At 64.4% G+C, this 14,674-nt stretch carries 14 protein-coding genes; 11 read left to right on the plus strand and 3 right to left on the minus strand.

Going from position 1 to position 14,674, the window contains the following annotated elements:
- Positions 1-4: 4 nt before the first annotated feature.
- Entirely contained in the window at positions 5-235 is a 231-nt protein-coding gene (locus H621_RS28370; protein ID WP_156905585.1) for a hypothetical protein, read from the minus strand.
- On the opposite strand from H621_RS28370, the gene H621_RS0100705 reads away from it, so the two are divergent.
- The 8 genes from H621_RS0100705 (at position 234) to H621_RS0100740 (ending at position 8,352) form a co-directional block, all read left to right on the plus strand.
- Complete coding sequence (locus tag H621_RS0100705) at positions 234-1,292, plus strand: phosphotransferase family protein (protein ID WP_036989277.1); 1,059 nt, start codon at positions 234-236, stop codon at positions 1,290-1,292. The two genes, H621_RS28370 and H621_RS0100705, sit on opposite strands and share 2 nt — an antisense overlap.
- Positions 1,289-1,645, plus strand: a complete 357-nt coding sequence (locus H621_RS0100710; RefSeq protein WP_028941528.1) for a DUF6285 domain-containing protein — start codon at positions 1,289-1,291, stop codon at positions 1,643-1,645. Before H621_RS0100705 ends, H621_RS0100710 begins: the two co-directional genes overlap by 4 nt.
- Positions 1,646-1,700: 55 nt before the next feature.
- Complete coding sequence (locus H621_RS0100715; protein ID WP_028941529.1) at positions 1,701-2,873, plus strand: acyl-CoA dehydrogenase family protein; 1,173 nt, start codon at positions 1,701-1,703, stop codon at positions 2,871-2,873.
- Positions 2,873-3,640 (plus strand): SDR family NAD(P)-dependent oxidoreductase, encoded by a 768-nt coding sequence (locus H621_RS0100720; RefSeq protein WP_028941530.1) that lies wholly within the window; start codon positions 2,873-2,875, stop codon positions 3,638-3,640. The genes H621_RS0100715 and H621_RS0100720 overlap by 1 nt, the downstream gene beginning before the upstream one ends.
- A 62-nt stretch (positions 3,641-3,702) precedes the next feature.
- On the plus strand, positions 3,703-5,361 hold the full coding sequence (locus H621_RS0100725) for an acyl-CoA synthetase (RefSeq protein WP_028941531.1): 1,659 nt from the start codon (positions 3,703-3,705) through the stop codon (positions 5,359-5,361).
- A 57-nt stretch (positions 5,362-5,418) separates the two neighbouring features.
- The gene (locus tag H621_RS0100730) at positions 5,419-5,748 is read left to right on the plus strand and encodes a DUF485 domain-containing protein (RefSeq protein ID WP_084167895.1); all 330 of its coding nucleotides are present in this window, start codon (positions 5,419-5,421) and stop codon (positions 5,746-5,748) included.
- Complete coding sequence (locus tag H621_RS0100735) at positions 5,745-7,409, plus strand: cation acetate symporter (protein ID WP_028941533.1); 1,665 nt, start codon at positions 5,745-5,747, stop codon at positions 7,407-7,409. Before H621_RS0100730 ends, H621_RS0100735 begins: the two co-directional genes overlap by 4 nt.
- 142 nt (positions 7,410-7,551) lie before the next feature.
- Positions 7,552-8,352, plus strand: a complete 801-nt coding sequence (locus H621_RS0100740; RefSeq protein WP_245219025.1) for a transporter — start codon at positions 7,552-7,554, stop codon at positions 8,350-8,352.
- A gap of 93 nt (positions 8,353-8,445) precedes the next feature.
- Here the strand turns inward: H621_RS0100740 and H621_RS0100745 are convergent, their stop codons facing one another.
- A complete protein-coding gene (locus H621_RS0100745) occupies positions 8,446-9,171 on the minus strand; it encodes a TorF family putative porin (protein ID WP_028941535.1) in 726 nt (241 codons plus the stop codon).
- A gap of 74 nt (positions 9,172-9,245) precedes the next feature.
- Positions 9,246-10,967, minus strand: a complete 1,722-nt coding sequence (locus H621_RS0100750; RefSeq protein ID WP_028941536.1) for an amidohydrolase — start codon at positions 10,965-10,967, stop codon at positions 9,246-9,248.
- A gap of 161 nt (positions 10,968-11,128) precedes the next feature.
- Here H621_RS0100750 and H621_RS0100755 point away from each other — a divergent pair, with 161 nt between their 5' ends.
- The 3 genes from H621_RS0100755 to H621_RS0100765 all read left to right on the plus strand — a co-directional run bounded on the left by H621_RS0100755 (position 11,129) and on the right by H621_RS0100765 (position 14,629).
- Positions 11,129-12,058 (plus strand): LysR family transcriptional regulator, encoded by a 930-nt coding sequence (locus tag H621_RS0100755; protein ID WP_028941537.1) that lies wholly within the window; start codon positions 11,129-11,131, stop codon positions 12,056-12,058.
- Positions 12,059-12,174: 116 nt separating this feature from the next.
- Positions 12,175-13,245 (plus strand): C45 family autoproteolytic acyltransferase/hydrolase, encoded by a 1,071-nt coding sequence (locus H621_RS0100760; RefSeq protein ID WP_028941538.1) that lies wholly within the window; start codon positions 12,175-12,177, stop codon positions 13,243-13,245.
- 118 nt (positions 13,246-13,363) lie between these two features.
- Positions 13,364-14,629, plus strand: a complete 1,266-nt coding sequence (locus H621_RS0100765) for an MFS transporter (protein WP_245219000.1) — start codon at positions 13,364-13,366, stop codon at positions 14,627-14,629.
- The last annotated feature ends 45 nt before the right edge of the window (positions 14,630-14,674 follow it).

The following is a 14,674-nucleotide window of genomic DNA, read 5'->3' on the forward strand; positions in this document are numbered from 1 at the left end:
CTATTCAAGGATGAAATTGTTTTTCAGAGTTGAACAGATTTGATTCAAGAGTGAAACGGCTTTCCACTGCCATGCCGCTCAAGGGTGATCGAGCAAACTTGCGCTGCCCAACAAGAGCGGGGCTTGGCGGCGAATCATGGCTGTACTGACAGGAGTTGGCCCGGCCGTTGCTATAGCTAATTCGCCATACGCAATCCCCGATAAAAATACCCAAGGGCAGGGCGAATCGAGTCATGAGCAGTCTCAACGCAGCATCCCAGGCCGCTGGCGTACACAGCGACGCGGCGAACGATCAACCCCTGCTGGCGTTCATTGGCGAGCAGGCCCAGGCGCAGCGGGTGGTCATCTTGCAGCGCAAACAGCTTTCAGGGGGGGCGATCCAGGAAAACTGGCTGCTTGACGTGCAGCTCGACGGCGGCCCCTTTGCCGGTGTACAGCGTTGGGTTCTGCGCAGCGACGCCGCCTCCGCGTTGCCGGCTAGCCTGAGCCGCGCCCAGGAATTTGCCGTGCTCAGTCGGGTGCATCGCGCCGGGGTAAAAGTGCCCCGGCCGCTGTGGCTGTGCCGGGACCCGGCGGTGATTGGCCGCGCCTTTTTCCTCATGGAGTGGGTGCCCGGCATTGCGGCGGGCCGGTTGCTCAGTGGCCAGTGCGCTGCCGAAGGCAATGCGCAGTTGGCTGCCGAGTTGGGTGCCAACCTTGCGCGGTTGCATCAACTGCGCCCGCCCTGTGGCGAGCTGGGCTTTCTGCCGCTGCCCGACGTCGCGCCGGCACTGGCCAGCATCGCCACGCACCGCGCTTTTCTCGATCGCCATCAAGGCGCACACCCCGTGCTGGAATGGGGCCTGCGCTGGTGCGAGCTCAACGCACCGACCGACAGCACGGTGTGCCTGCTGCATCGCGACTATCGCAGCGGCAATTACCTGGCCAACGAAGCAGGCTTGCAGGCCGTACTGGACTGGGAATTCACCGGCTGGGGCGACCCCCGTGAAGACATCGGCTGGTTCTGCGCCCGTTGCTGGCGCTTCGCTCGACCAGACCTCGAGGCAGGCGGCATCGGGCAACTGGAGGACTTTCTGCGCGGCTACCGCGAGGTTTCTGCGCTGCACATCGACCGTGAACAACTCGATTACTGGCAAGTGATGGCGACCTTGCGCTGGGCGGTGATCGCCCTGCAACAAACCCAGCGCCATCTCTCGGGCGAAGAGCCGTCACTCGAACTGGCGCTTACCGGGCGCCTGCTGCCGGAGCTGGAACTGGAAATCCTGCGCCTGACCTCAGGAGCGAAACAATGAACCGCCCCGACGCCCGCGAACTGCTGCATATCGCTCGCCAGACCCTGCTGCAGGAACTGCTGCCGGCACTGCCTGCCGACAAACGCTACCTGACCCTGATGGTCGCCAATGCCATGGCCATCGCGGGTCGCGAATACCAGGACGCAATCAGCGCTGATGGTCTGGAGCATGAGCACCTGCAGGCGCTGCTGGACGACCGCCAGTTGTCACTGGGTGACGCCCGCCAAGGGCTCGCTGCCGCTATCCGCGAAGGCCGTTTCGATGGTGGCGATGAACGCAGCCGGCTGCTTGAGGCGCTGCAACAGACCACCCTCGCACAGCTGGCAATCAGCAATCCCAAGGCGCTGCCATGAGCGCACCCGTCGCCCATCTTGAATACCGCACCGTGCCAAGCACCCAAGGACAGCCATGAACTTCACGCTCCCCGACGACCTGCTCGCCCTGCAAGAGAAGACCCGCACCTTTATCGCCGAGCAGGTGATCCCGCTGGAAAAAGACCCGCGCCAGACCGCCCATGGCCCTGGTGAAAGCCTGCGCCAGGAGCTCATCGAGCGCGCCCGCAAGGCTGGCCTGTTGACCCCGCACGCCAGCCGCGAAATGGGCGGCCAGGCGTTGAGCCACATCGCCAAGGCCATCGTCTTCGAAGAGGCCGGTTATTCGCCGCTGGGCCCGGTGGCGCTGAACATCCATGCGCCGGACGAAGGCAATATTCACCTGATGGACGTGGTCGCCACCGAAGCGCAGAAAGACCGCTGGTTGCGTCCGCTGGTGCAGGGCCATATCCGTTCCTGCTTTGCCATGACCGAGCCGGCGCCGGGCTCCGGCTCCGATCCGTCGATGTTGCGCACTACGGCCACCCGCGACGGTGACGACTATCTCATCAACGGTCACAAGTGGCTGATCACCGGCGCCGAGGGCGCGCGTTTCGTGATCATCATGGCGCGCATGGAAGACGGCACCGCCACCATGTTCCTGTCCGACATGGACCGCGAGGGCATTGTCCACGAGCGTCAGCTCAACTCTCTGGACAGCTGCTTTACCGGGGGGCACGGCCAGTTGCGCTTCGACAATCTGCGCATTCCGGCCAGCGACGTGCTGGGTGAGATCGGTGCCGGCTTCCGCTATGCCCAGGTACGCCTGGCACCGGCCCGGCTGACCCACTGCATGCGCTGGCTCGGCGCGGCCCGTCGGGCCCACGACATCGCCTGTGACTACGCCCGCACCCGAGACGCGTTCGGCAAGCCGCTGGGTGAGCACCAGGGCGTCGGTTTCATGCTTGCGGACAACATGATGGACCTGCACGTGGTGCGCCTGGCGGTCTGGCATTGCGCCTGGGTGCTCGACCAGGGCCAGCGCGGCAATGTCGATTCGAGCATGGCCAAGGTGATCAGCGCCGAAGCGCTGTGGCGGGTAGTCGACCGTTGCGTGCAGATGCTCGGTGGTCGCGGTGTGACCGACGACACCGTGGTCGAGCGGATTTTCCGCGACATCCGGCCGTTTCGCATCTACGACGGCCCGAGCGAAGTCCATCGCATGAGCCTGGCGAAAAAAATCCTCGACCGCCGCACAGGAGCGCACTGATGCAGCCCGTTATTGCCCAACTGTTCAACCTTGAAGGCCGTCGTGCCCTGGTCACAGGCGCCTCCAGTGGCCTGGGCCGGCATTTCGCCCTGACCCTGGCGGCCGCTGGCGCCGAGGTGGCGGTAGCGGCGCGGCGCAGCGAGCCGTTGCGCCAACTGGTGGACGATATCCAGGCGGCCGGTGGCCGGGCCAGCGCCCATTCGCTCGACGTCACCCGCCGCGACGCCATCTGCCGTTGCCTCGATGAAGTCGGCCCGCTGGACATCCTGGTCAACAACGCCGGTGTCAGCGACAGCCGCAATGTGCTGGCTTATGACGACGAGGGGTGGGACCAGATTCTCGACACTAACCTCAAGGGCGCCTGGAGCGTTGCCCAGGAAACCGCGCGGCGGATGGTGCAGGCGCAGCGCGGCGGCAGTGTGATCAATGTCACCTCGATTCTCGCCAGTCGCGTCGCCGGTGCGGTCAGTCCCTACGTTGCGGCCAAGGCCGGACTGGCCCACCTGACCCGCGCCATGGCGCTGGAGCTGGCGCGCCATGGCATCCGGGTCAACGCCCTGGCGCCGGGCTATGTGATGACCGAACTGAACGAGGATTTTCTTCGCAGCGACGCGGGAGAGAAGCTGCGTGCGCGTATTCCCAGCCGTGCGTTCTGCCAGCCGACGGACCTCGACGGTGCGCTGTTGCTGCTGGCCTGCGATGCCGGCAAGGCCATGACCGGTACCGAAATCGTGGTCGATGGAGGGCATCTGTGCAGCGGCCTGTAGGCCGCCTGCTGCAACGCCTCTCAAGCACAACAACAGACCGATGACGGTCAGGAGAGCCCTACATGATGCCTTCGATGTTTGAAGCGGAGCTTGCGCCCAACGACGCCAATTATGTGCCGCTGTCGCCCGTGTCCTTCCTCAAGCGTGCCGCGCACATCTATCCGGACCGCGACGCGGTGATCCACGGTAGCCGTCGCTACAGCTACCGGCAGCTTCACCAACGCAGCCGTTGCCTTGCCAGTGCGCTGGAGCGGGTCGGCGTGCAGCGCGGTGACCGTGTTGCGGTGCTGGCGCCGAACGTGCCGGAGCTGCTTGAAGCGCACTATGGCGTGCCGGGGGCAGGCGCTGTACTGGTAAGCATCAACATTCGCCTGGAAGCGCACAGTATTGCCTTCATCCTTCGCCACTCGGCGGCCAAGGTGCTGATCTGTGACCGCGAGTTCAGTGCCACCGTGCGCCAGGCCCTGAGCTTGCTGGAGAGCCGGCCCCTGGTGATCGATATCGACGATGCCCAGGCCCTTGGCGGCGAGCTGATCGGCGAACTGGACTACGAAGCGTTCCTGGCCCAGGGCGATGCCCGGCGGGCGCTTTCGCTGCCGGAAAATGAATGGCAGTCGATTGCCTTGAACTACACCTCCGGCACCACGGGCGACCCCAAGGGCGTGCTGCTGCATCACCGCGGCGCCTACCTGAATGCCTGTGCCGGGGCGCTGATCTTCCAGCTCGGGCCGCGCAGCGTGTACTTGTGGACGCTGCCGATGTTCCATTGCAACGGCTGGAGCCACACCTGGGCGGTGACCCTGTGCGGTGGTACCCATGTGTGCCTGCGCAAAGTGCAGACCACTTCGATCTACACCGCCATCGCCGAGCACGGCGTCACGCACATGAGTGCGGCGCCGGTGGTGATGTCGATGCTTATCCATGCCCAGCAACAGTTCGAGCACCGCGCCGGTCAGCCGGTGGCGGTGATCACCGGTGGCGCTGCGCCGCCCAGCGCCGTGATCGCTGCCATGGAGGCGCGTGGCTTCAGCATCACCCATGCCTACGGCATGACCGAAAGCTACGGGCCGAGCACCCTGTGCATGTGGCAACCGGGCCTGGACGAACTGCCGTTGGAGGCCCGTGCGCAGTTCATGGGCCGCCAGGGCGTGGCCCACCCAATGCTTGAAGAAGCCACCGTACTCGACGTCGAGAGTGGCCAGCCGGTGCCGGCCGATGGCGTGACCCTCGGTGAGCTGGTAGTGCGCGGCAACACGGTGATGAAGGGCTACCTCAACAACGCCTCGGCGACTCGCGCAGCCTTTGCCGATGGCTGGTTGCACACCGGCGACCTGGCAGTGCTGCACGCCGATGGCTACGTAGAGATCAAGGACCGCTCCAAGGACATCATCATCTCCGGTGGCGAGAACATCAGTTCGCTGGAAATCGAAGAAGTGCTTTATCAACACCCTGCGGTGATCGAGGCAGCCGTGGTGGCCCGACCCGACCCGCACTGGGGCGAAACGCCCCATGCATTCGTGACCTTGCGCGCGGATGCCGCCACCAGTGTCGGCGTTGATGAGTTGGTCCTCTGGTGTCGCCAGCGACTGGCGCATTTCAAGGCACCGCGGCATGTCTCGCTGGTGGATCTACCCAAGACTGCGACCGGCAAGATCCAGAAGTTCGTGTTGCGTGAGTGGGCCAAAGTGCCACAGGAGGTGCCCTGCCAGATCGAACACTGATCGACCCGTCGCACGCCTTTTCCAATAACAACAAGTGCTTTCGTCAGAGGTGGTCACATGCCCAGTTCCAGTCCCTTGTATGCACGCATACGGCGCAACACCCAATTCATCGAGCTGGTGGCTCGACGCAACCGGCTCACCCTGGGCCTTCTGGTGGTGATCGTGGCGGTGTTCTACGCCTATATGGGGCTGGTGTCGTTCTGGCCCGAGCTGATCGGCCAGCGCCTTGCCGAGGGCTCGAACCTGACCTTCGGCGTGGTCGCCGGGGTGTCGCTGTTCGTGTTCTTCTGCGCGTTGTCGGGCTTCTACGTGTACCGCGCCAATGGCGAGTTCGACCGCATGACCCGCGAGCTGATCGCCCAGGTCGAGCAGGAGGAGGCACGATGAACGCACGTTGCCTGCTCGCCCTTGGCACGGTGTTGTGCTCCACTTCGCTGCTGGCTTCGCCAGCGATGGAGGCGGCAACACGCCAGCCCTTGAACCTGCATGCCATCGGCATGTTCATGGTGTTCGTGGTCTTCACCCTGGCCATCACCTGGTGGGCCGCGCGGCGTACTCGCTCGACCGCCGACTTCTACAGCGCCGGCGGTGGTATCTCGGGGTTCCAGAACGGCCTGGCGTTGGCGGGCGACTACATGTCGGCCTCGACCTTGCTGGGCATCACTGCGCTGATCTACACCTCAGGCATGGACGGCTACATCTACCTGATCGCCTTCTTCGCCGGCTGGCCGGTGCTGCTGTTGCTGATGACCGAACGGCTGCGCAACCTGGGGCGGTTCACCTTCGCCGACATCACCTCGTACCGCCTCGATCAGGGCAAGGTGCGGACCATGGCGGCGATCGGCTCGTTGACCGTGGTGTGCTTCTACCTGGTGGCGCAGATGGTCGGGGCGGGGCAACTGATCAAGCTGCTGTTCGGCCTCGACTATCACATCGCGCTGCTGATCGTCGGTGCGCTGATGATGCTCTACGTGACCTTCGGTGGCATGGTGGCGACCACCTGGGTGCAGATCATCAAGGCCTTCCTGCTGATGGTGGGCGGCACCCTGGTGATGCTGCTGGCGATGAACGAGTTCAACTTCAGCTACGACACCCTGGTCACCCGCGCGATGAGCATCCATGGGCTGGGTGATCGCCTGCTGGCACCTGGCAGCCTGCTGGCCGATCCGCTGACGGCATTGTCGCTGAGCCTGGGCCTGGTGTTCGGGACCGCCGGCTTGCCACATATCCTGATGCGTTTCTTCACCGTCAGCGACGCCAAGGAGGCGCGCAAGTCGGTGCTCTATGCCACGGGCTTCATCGGCTATTTCTTCAACGTGATCTTCCTGCTGGGCCTGGCCTCGATTGTCATCGTCAGCCAGGACCCGCAGTACTTCGAAGGTAGCCAGGCCGGCGGCAAACTGCTGGGCGGCGGCAACATGGTCGCCATGCACCTGGCCCAGGCCGTGGGTGGCAACATGCTGCTGGGCTTTCTCTCGGCGGTGACCTTCGCCACCATCCTGGCGGTGGTGTCGGGGCTTGCCCTGGCCGGTGCCTCGGCCATCGCCCACGACTTGTATGCGCGGGTGATCAAGAAGGGCACGGCCAGCGAGGCGCAGGAGCTGCGAGTGACCAAGTTCGCCACCCTCGGGCTGGGCCTGGTCGCGATTGGCCTGGGCATCGTATTCGAGAACACCAACGTGGCGTTCATGGTGGCGCTGGCGTTTGGTATTGCCGCCTCGGCGAACTTCCCGGTGCTGTTTCTCTCGATGTTCTGGCGTGGCCTGACCACCCGTGGTGCGCTGGCAGGCGGCTACCTGGGGCTGGTGAGTGCGATGGCGTTCGTGGTGTTTTCGAAGCTGGTGTGGGTCGATGTGTTCCACTTCAGCGAGCCGCTGTTCCCGTATACCCAGCCGGCGTTGTTCTCCATGCCGTTGGCATTCCTGGCGGCTTACGTGTTCTCGAAACTCGACCAGAGCGCCCGCGCCAAGGCCGAACGCGAAGCCTTCGAGGACCAGTACGTACGCGGCCAGACCGGTGTCGGCGCCAGCGGCGCATCGGCCCATTGACGAACATGCAACGCCCGGTGGGAGCTGGCGTGCCAGCGATGAAGCCCGTGCAGCTCCCACATTCCTGTGCAGAATTGCACATCCCTCACAGTTGCCTACGCTAACCCGGTACCGAGCAGACAGGTGAGTGACGATGAATGTGATGCAATGGATGCCCGTTTCGTTGATGGTGTTGAGCCTGGCTCCAATCGCCCAGGCGGAGGACTCGGCAGAGCTGGCCAAAAAAGCCCTCAACCCGGTAGCAGCCATGTACAGCCTGCCTGTGCAATACAACTGGGATCAGAAGATCGGGCCGTCGGGCGAGGGCATGCACAGCGTTACGCACATCCAGCCAGTGCTGCCATTTGAGTTGAACGACGAGTGGAACCTCATTTCTCGCACCATCCTGCCGATCATCGATCAGCACGGGCTGGTGTCGGGTGGTGCGGCGGACAAATCCGGTGTTGGCGACATCACCCAGAGCTTTTTCTTCTCGCCCAAGCAGCCCACCGACAGCGGCTGGATACTCGGAGCCGGCCCTGCGCTGTTGATCCCCACGGGCAGCGATGAATTGCTCGGCAGCGAGCAATGGGGGCTGGGCCCGACAGCCGTTGCGCTCAAACAATCGAACGGCTGGACCCGGGGCATCCTGGCCAACCATATCTGGGGCCTGGACGGCAGCCCGCCGGATGACAAGGACAAGGTCAACCAGACCTTCCTGCAGCCATTTTTCTCCTACACCAACAGCAGCCTGACCACCTACGGGATCAACACCGAATCCACCTACGACTGGCAAACCCGCGAATGGTCGGTACCGGTCAACCTGACCGTGACCCAGTTGCTGAAAATCAGTGGTCACCCGCTGACCGTGCAGGTTGGGCCCAGGTACTGGCTCGACAGCCCGGACAATGGCCCGCAGGGCTGGGGCTTCCGGGCGGCGGTGACCTTCTTGTTCCCGCGCTAGCGGGCGACTGCTTTGCAGGTGATCGTAGCCTCGGCAGCGGCTACAGCCTTTGGGTAGCCGCGCAGCGGTCGGGCCTGTGTGCAGGATGGAACGTCAGAAGGTCTTGCTGACCGAGGCCACCACGGCAGCGCTGCAGATATCCTCGAAGCCCAGATAGCTGGCGCATTCAGCCTGGGACAGGTCAGTGTCGATGTAGCTCAGCGACCAGTCCAGGGCCAGCATCGTGCGGCTGAGCTTCACTTCCCACTCGTGGTAGGCACTGCGGCTGCCGCCGTCGCTGGAAAACCAGCTCGGGTCCTTGTAGTCGTTGCGCCCGTAACGCACTTGCAGGCCCGTGTCGTAGGGCAGTGGCGTGCCGTAGCCTACATAGCTGTAGAGCATCGACTGGTCGCGGTTGAAGTCGCCCGAGTAGTTGCCCCCGAGCAGCACCCCCCAGGCGCGCAGTTCGGCATGGTACTCGCCGTAGTTCAGGGCACTCTGGCGCGGGTAGACGTAGTGGATATACGAGGTGTCGAGGGTGACGTCGTCGTTGATCTGCCAGAAGTAGCCGGCGTAGTAATCCTGCTCCTGACGCGTGCGGCTGTCGAAGCCGAAGTCGACGTTGGAACTCCATACCCCGGCATACAGGCCGCTGCTGTGCAGCAGGGTCAGTGAACCTTGCAGGGCCGGGTCGTTCTGGGTCTGGGAGATGCCGCGGGTGCGGTAGTCGCTGAAGAGACCGACCTTGGCTTCCAGGCTGAAGGCTTCGTTGAGGTCGATGGCATGGGCAAACGGCGCGCAGGCGAGCAGACCGCCTGCGATAAGGGTGCGCGGGTTCATGAAGGGCGTTCCATTATTGTTGTTGTGGGGGCTACAGGGGGTGGCGGCGCGGCGCTGCCACGGGTGCTGCGGGCTCAGCGGGCGTAGATCTGCTGGCCGGCGAACCAGGTCTGGGTGACCTGGGTGTCACGCAGGGCCTCGGGAGCAACGCTGAACACGTCGCGGTCGAGCACGATCATGTCGGCCTGCTTGCCGACCTTGAGCGAGCCGGTCAGTTGCTCCAGGCGCATGGCCCGGGCGGCATTGAGGGTGTAGGCCTGGAACATCACCTGGCGGTCGATGGCTTCGTCGGCATTGAGCACACCTTTGGAACCCTTGCGGCTGACCGCCTGGTAGATGGCCTTCCACGGGTCCGGGGTGGTGATCGGCCAGTCGCTGGCACCGGCAATGGTCGCGCCGTGCTTGAGCAGCGAATGGGCCGGGAAGGTGTGCATGAAGGCCATGGCGTCCACGTAGGGCTTGACCAGGTCGATGTTGGATTCGTCGGCACTGGCCCAGTACAACTGCATCGAGGCGATCACGTCGAGGTCCTTGAAGCGTGCGTATTCCTTGGGGCTGACCATCTGCAGGTGGGTGATGGAGTGGGGGATGCCACTGTGGCGGTCACGCCGGGCCTGTGCGATGCCGTTGAGCGTTTCGCGCACGGCACGGTCGCCGATGGCGTGCACATGCACCAGCCAGCCACGGGCATCGGCGGCGCTGACCAGCTCGCCGAAGTGTTTTGGGTCAAGCAGCAGCTCGCCGCGCTGGCCGGAGTTCTTGTAGGGTTCGAGCATCGCCGCACTCTGGGCCGGAATCTCCGCGACACCGTCGGCGAATACCTTGATACCCGGCAAGGTGAGGTTGTGTACGCCCTGGAACTGCTGGCGCACTTTGTCCAGTTCGTCCAGGTCGGCAGGGCGGGCCTTGGAGTCGGCCATCAGCAGGGCCGCGACGTGGGCGGTCAGTTCGCCCTTGTCGGAAAGTTCCTTGTAGATCGGCAGAACGCCCAGCGAGTTGTTCTTGACGTCGGCCCCAGGCAGCTCGTTGCCCAGCGGGTCCATCCAACCGGTGATGCCGAGCTTTTTCGAGTAATCCAGGGCCATGCGCCCGGCAGTCATCAGCGTGTCGTGGGACAGAGGCGGCAACAGGTCGCTCACTGGGTAGTAGCTGGCGTCGACGAGGAAGCCGTTGGGGGTGCCGTCCTTGTGCTGGCCAATGGTGTTGCGTGCTTCGGCCGGCAGGGCCGTGATCGTCTTGGCATCGACCCCGGCACGCGTCAGCATGGCCTGGTTGGCCCAGCCGGTGTGCATGTCATAGGCGGCAAAGAGAATCGGTTGCGCGGCCCATTCGCCGTGGTTGAAGCGCTGTTCCAGGGCCGGGATGTTGTCCCAGTAAGTCGAAGGCAGGCCGCCGACGCTGAGGAATTCGCCTCGGCGCGCCTTGCCGTCGTCGCGCCACTGACGCAGGCGCTGCTCCAACTGGTCGAGGGGGATTTGCTCGCCGGCAAGGTTGGCCAGTTCCATTTGCAGGCCGCCCTTGATGGCGTGGGAGTGGGAATCGAGCATCCCGGGCATCAGCACCTTGCCGCCCAGGTCGATGGCCCGAGTGCTATCGGCCTTCAAACGCAGCACTGCGTCGTCGGTGCCCACCGCGACGATCTTGTCACCTTCCACCGCCACGGCCTGCTGCAGCGGCTGGCCCGGCTCGGCGGTATAGACCTTGGCGTTGTGCAGGATCAGGTCCACCGCGGCGAAACCCGGCAGGGCCGTGCAGGCCAGGCCGGCGCTGAGGGCCATTTTCAGGAACTGCTTCATTCGATGCCTCGTTCTTGTTGTGATGGAGCCGCAGCCTAGCCAAGGCCTGGGGGCGGTTAAAGACGAGGGCAGGCACAACTTTTTTCGCCCTTTGGAAATAATCCCTGGCCTATACTCGGCGCGTTTTGAACGCATCCGCGTGTGCCGAACAGGAACCCAGCATGGACAAAATGACGGCCCTGACCATCTTCGTTGCCGCTGCCGAGCAGGGCAGCTTCAGTCGTGCGGCCGAGCAGTTGGGCAAGACGCCGTCGGCCATCACCAAGGCCGTGGCCCATCTGGAGGCCGAGCTGGGCGTGCGCCTGTTCGAGCGCACCACACGGCGCATGGCCCTGACCGAAGCCGGGACGATCTACCTGGAGGGCGCCCGCCAGGCGTTGATGCACCTGCAGTTGGTCACCGAAGAGGTGGAGCAGTTGCAGCACGCCTTGCGCGGCACGTTGCGCATCACCGCGCCGCCGTCGTTCGGCCCGGCGTTCCTCAACCAGGTGTGCTGCCGGTTCATGCGCGAGCACCCGCAAGTGCGCCTGGAGGTGAACCTCAACGATGCCAACGAAGACCTGATCGACGGCGGTTTCGACCTGTCGTTGCGCGACGGCCCCACCGACCAGCCCGAGCTGATTGCCCAGCCGCTGATCGAGAACCGCGTGATCCTTTGTGCCAGCCCCGACTACCTGGCCCGGCGTGGTGATTCCATTACCCTGGAGAACTACGCCCAGCACGACTGGCTGCTGTTGCGTCACCCCTTGCTCAACCGCAGTTACTGGTGGATCGAACGCGAGGGCCAATCGCTGCGGGTACGCCAGCCCACGCCCAGGCTGGTGAGCGACAACTTCGACTTCCTGCTGGCTTGCCTGCTCGATGGCCAGGGCCTGCAGTTCGTCCCCACCTGGTGTGCGGCACCGTATCTGGCCAAGGGTGAACTGGTGGAGGTGATGCCCGACTACTGGCGTGCGCTGAGCGCATTCGGACCTTGGGTGCATGTGCTGTACCTGCCGCACCGGCGCAACACCCGCAAAGTGCAGGCCTTCATCGCCTTGCTGCACGAGCACTTGCGCGGCCAGGGGCTGGAGGGCCGGGCGCGAGGCTGAGTTTTTCCAGTTGGGCACAAAAGTTGTGCGGGTTGTGGCAATGATCGGCGCGGAACGGGTCGTTAGGCTTGGTCGATAGCAATCACACAGCCCGCTGTACCAGGAGCCCTCGCGCAGTGAAGATCCATACCCTCGTCACCCAGACCCACAGCCCCGCCGAGCGTGGCCGCCAGATCGGCGAGCGCTTCGCCGAGCAGATCCGCCACACCACCCACCTGTACCTGGACTTCTTCCCCCGGGTGGGCGTGTCCCTGAGCGAAGCACAACGTATCGGTGAAAACAGCCTGGCGGCGCTTGAGGCCTGGCGCCCGGAGCTGGCCGCCGAAGTGATCGCCATGGCCAGTGGCGCCGAGTTGCCGCTGTGGCAATTGGCGAGCCTGAATGCCCGCACCGAAGTACTGGCGGCACGTACCCGTCACCACGAATGCTCCACCACCGTGCATGCCCCGCGCGGGCCGCGCGCGCCGCTGACCCTGCAAACCTGGGACTGGCACGACAGCCTGTGCCCCCATGGCCTGATGCTGGCGCTCGATACCACACGCGGCATGCACGTCAAACTGTTCTGCGAGTTCGGCATGCTGGCCAAGCTGGGCGTCAACAGTGCAGGCGTTGGCCTGCACTTCAATATCCTTCACCACAGCAGCGACAACAATAGCGGTGGTGTGCCGGTACATGCCATTGCCCGTCGCTTGCTGGAGGAGGCGAGCAGTGTCGAGGAGGCCATCGAACTGGCCCGTTCGGCCCGGGTCAGCGCGTCCACGGTGCTCACCGTGTTCTCCCGCGAAGACAGCAGCCCGCGTGCTGCGAGCATCGAGCTCAGCCCCGAGCGCACAGCGCTGGTGTTGCCCCGTGACGACGGCTGGCTGCTGCACACCAACCACTTCCTCGACCCGTACCTGAGCGAGGGCGAACAGGTTGCCGACCGCGCCGACACCCAGTGCCGGCTGGGTCATCTGGAACAGGTGGTCGGGCAAATGGGCCGTGCCGACCTGCGCGCCCGCGCCCAGGCCATGTGCGGTGGCGAAGGCGCCAACGCACCGATCTGCTTCTACCCGGACCTGAGCATGCCCGACACCGAACGCTGGGAAACCCTGCTGAGCGTGGGCATCGATACCGAGCACTGCGTTCTGGAGTACGTGGCGGGTACGCCGCTGCACCTGGCCAAAGCCGGCTACGAACGTTTCTGAACCCGCCCGGTGCCGCCCGCACGGCGGCACCCGCACAACGAGAACAACAACAATGCATGCGGATCATTCCCATCCTGCGTCCTCCCGCTCTGCCTTCCGGACCTTTTGCGTTTCCGGCATGGGTACGGCGCTGGAGTTCTACGATTTCATCATCTACGGCACCGCTGCTGCCCTGGTCTTCCCCCAGGTGTTCTTCCCCCAGATGGACCATCTGACCGCAACCCTGGTGGCCTTCAGTGCCTTCGGTGCCGGCTTCTTCGCCCGGCCGTTGGGCGGCCTGGTGTTCGGCCACTACGGTGATCGCATCGGTCGGCAGAAAGTGCTGGTCGCCACCCTGTTGCTCATGGGCTTGAGCACCTTTCTCATTGGCTGCCTGCCTGGCCATGCCAGCATCGGTGTGGCCGCGCCGATCCTGTTGGTGCTGCTGCGCCTGGTCCAGGGCTTTGCCGCGGGCGGCGAGTGGGGTGGCGCGGCGCTGTTCGGCATCGAGTCGGCGCCGCCTGGCCGGCGCGGCCTGTGGGGCAGCTTCACCAGCATGGGCATTGGCGTCGGCGGCATTCTTGGGGCGGGCGTGTTTGCCCTGGTCAGTGCCGCCTACAACGACAATCTGGTGGATTTTGCCTGGCGCATACCGTTCTGGCTGGGCGGCACCCTGGTGCTGATCGGCCTGTACGCGCGCCTCAAGGCGCCAGCAGCGGTATCCCAACCTGCGATCAAACCGGTACGCGCCCCGCTGGCCGAAGCACTGCGTCAACGGCCACGGCAACTGCTGCTGTGCACCGGGATTGCCTTTGGCTACTGCACCATCGCCTACATTGGCAGTACCTTCTTCCTGACCTACGCCACCCAAGTGGGCTTCAGCAGTACCGATGCCTTGATGTTCGACCTGACCTTGTCGGTTGCCATCGTGCTGTCGGCGCCGCTGTTCGGGCACTTGTCCGACCGCCTCGGGCGGCGCACGGTGATGGTGATCGGTGCGCTGGTCATGGCTCTTGGCTTGTTTGCCTTTTTCAACCTGGTCGATATGCAGCGCTTCGCCGTTGCCCTGTTTGCCTACAGCCTGACTGGCGCACTGATGGGGGCGACCCAGGGGCCGATCCCGGCATTCCTGGGAGAGCAGTTTCCCCGCAGCATGCGTTACTCGGGGATCTCGGCGAGCTACCAGATCGGCGCGGCGCTGGGGGGTGGTACGGCGTCGAGCATTGCGACGGCGATCCTCATCCTCACGGACCACAACCCGATGGGCGTGGCGCTGTATGGCGCCGGGGCACTGGCGCTGGTGGCGGTGTGTTCGTTGTTGTTGAAGGAAACGGCGCAGATGAGCATGGCGCAGATAGATGAGGAGGCCATCTCGCAGCCCCTCGCTACCGCCAGCCCCCACTGACTGCAGGCGCGGGCTATGCTGTTTTTCCACGCCTAGGGGATTGCA

The organism is Pseudomonas vranovensis DSM 16006, from assembly GCF_000425805.1.
Classification (GTDB): domain Bacteria; phylum Pseudomonadota; class Gammaproteobacteria; order Pseudomonadales; family Pseudomonadaceae; genus Aquipseudomonas; species Aquipseudomonas vranovensis.

Excerpts from the sequence above, each read along its gene's own strand:
- H621_RS0100730 (WP_084167895.1), top strand. The coding sequence starts at position 5,419 with ATGCCCAGTTCCAGTCCCTTGTATGCACGCATACGGCGCAACACCCAA.
- H621_RS0100750 (WP_028941536.1), bottom strand. The coding sequence starts at position 10,967 with ATGAAGCAGTTCCTGAAAATGGCCCTCAGCGCCGGCCTGGCCTGCACG.
- H621_RS0100715 (WP_028941529.1), top strand. The coding sequence starts at position 1,701 with ATGAACTTCACGCTCCCCGACGACCTGCTCGCCCTGCAAGAGAAGACC.
- H621_RS0100705 (WP_036989277.1), top strand. The coding sequence starts at position 234 with ATGAGCAGTCTCAACGCAGCATCCCAGGCCGCTGGCGTACACAGCGAC.
- H621_RS0100725 (WP_028941531.1), top strand. The coding sequence starts at position 3,703 with ATGATGCCTTCGATGTTTGAAGCGGAGCTTGCGCCCAACGACGCCAAT.
- H621_RS0100710 (WP_028941528.1), top strand. The coding sequence starts at position 1,289 with ATGAACCGCCCCGACGCCCGCGAACTGCTGCATATCGCTCGCCAGACC.
- H621_RS0100735 (WP_028941533.1), top strand. The coding sequence starts at position 5,745 with ATGAACGCACGTTGCCTGCTCGCCCTTGGCACGGTGTTGTGCTCCACT.
- H621_RS0100720 (WP_028941530.1), top strand. The coding sequence starts at position 2,873 with ATGCAGCCCGTTATTGCCCAACTGTTCAACCTTGAAGGCCGTCGTGCC.
- H621_RS0100745 (WP_028941535.1), bottom strand. The coding sequence starts at position 9,171 with ATGAACCCGCGCACCCTTATCGCAGGCGGTCTGCTCGCCTGCGCGCCG.
- H621_RS0100740 (WP_245219025.1), top strand. The coding sequence starts at position 7,552 with ATGCAATGGATGCCCGTTTCGTTGATGGTGTTGAGCCTGGCTCCAATC.
- H621_RS28370 (WP_156905585.1), bottom strand. The coding sequence starts at position 235 with ATGACTCGATTCGCCCTGCCCTTGGGTATTTTTATCGGGGATTGCGTA.
- H621_RS0100765 (WP_245219000.1), top strand. The coding sequence starts at position 13,364 with ATGGGTACGGCGCTGGAGTTCTACGATTTCATCATCTACGGCACCGCT.
- H621_RS0100755 (WP_028941537.1), top strand. The coding sequence starts at position 11,129 with ATGGACAAAATGACGGCCCTGACCATCTTCGTTGCCGCTGCCGAGCAG.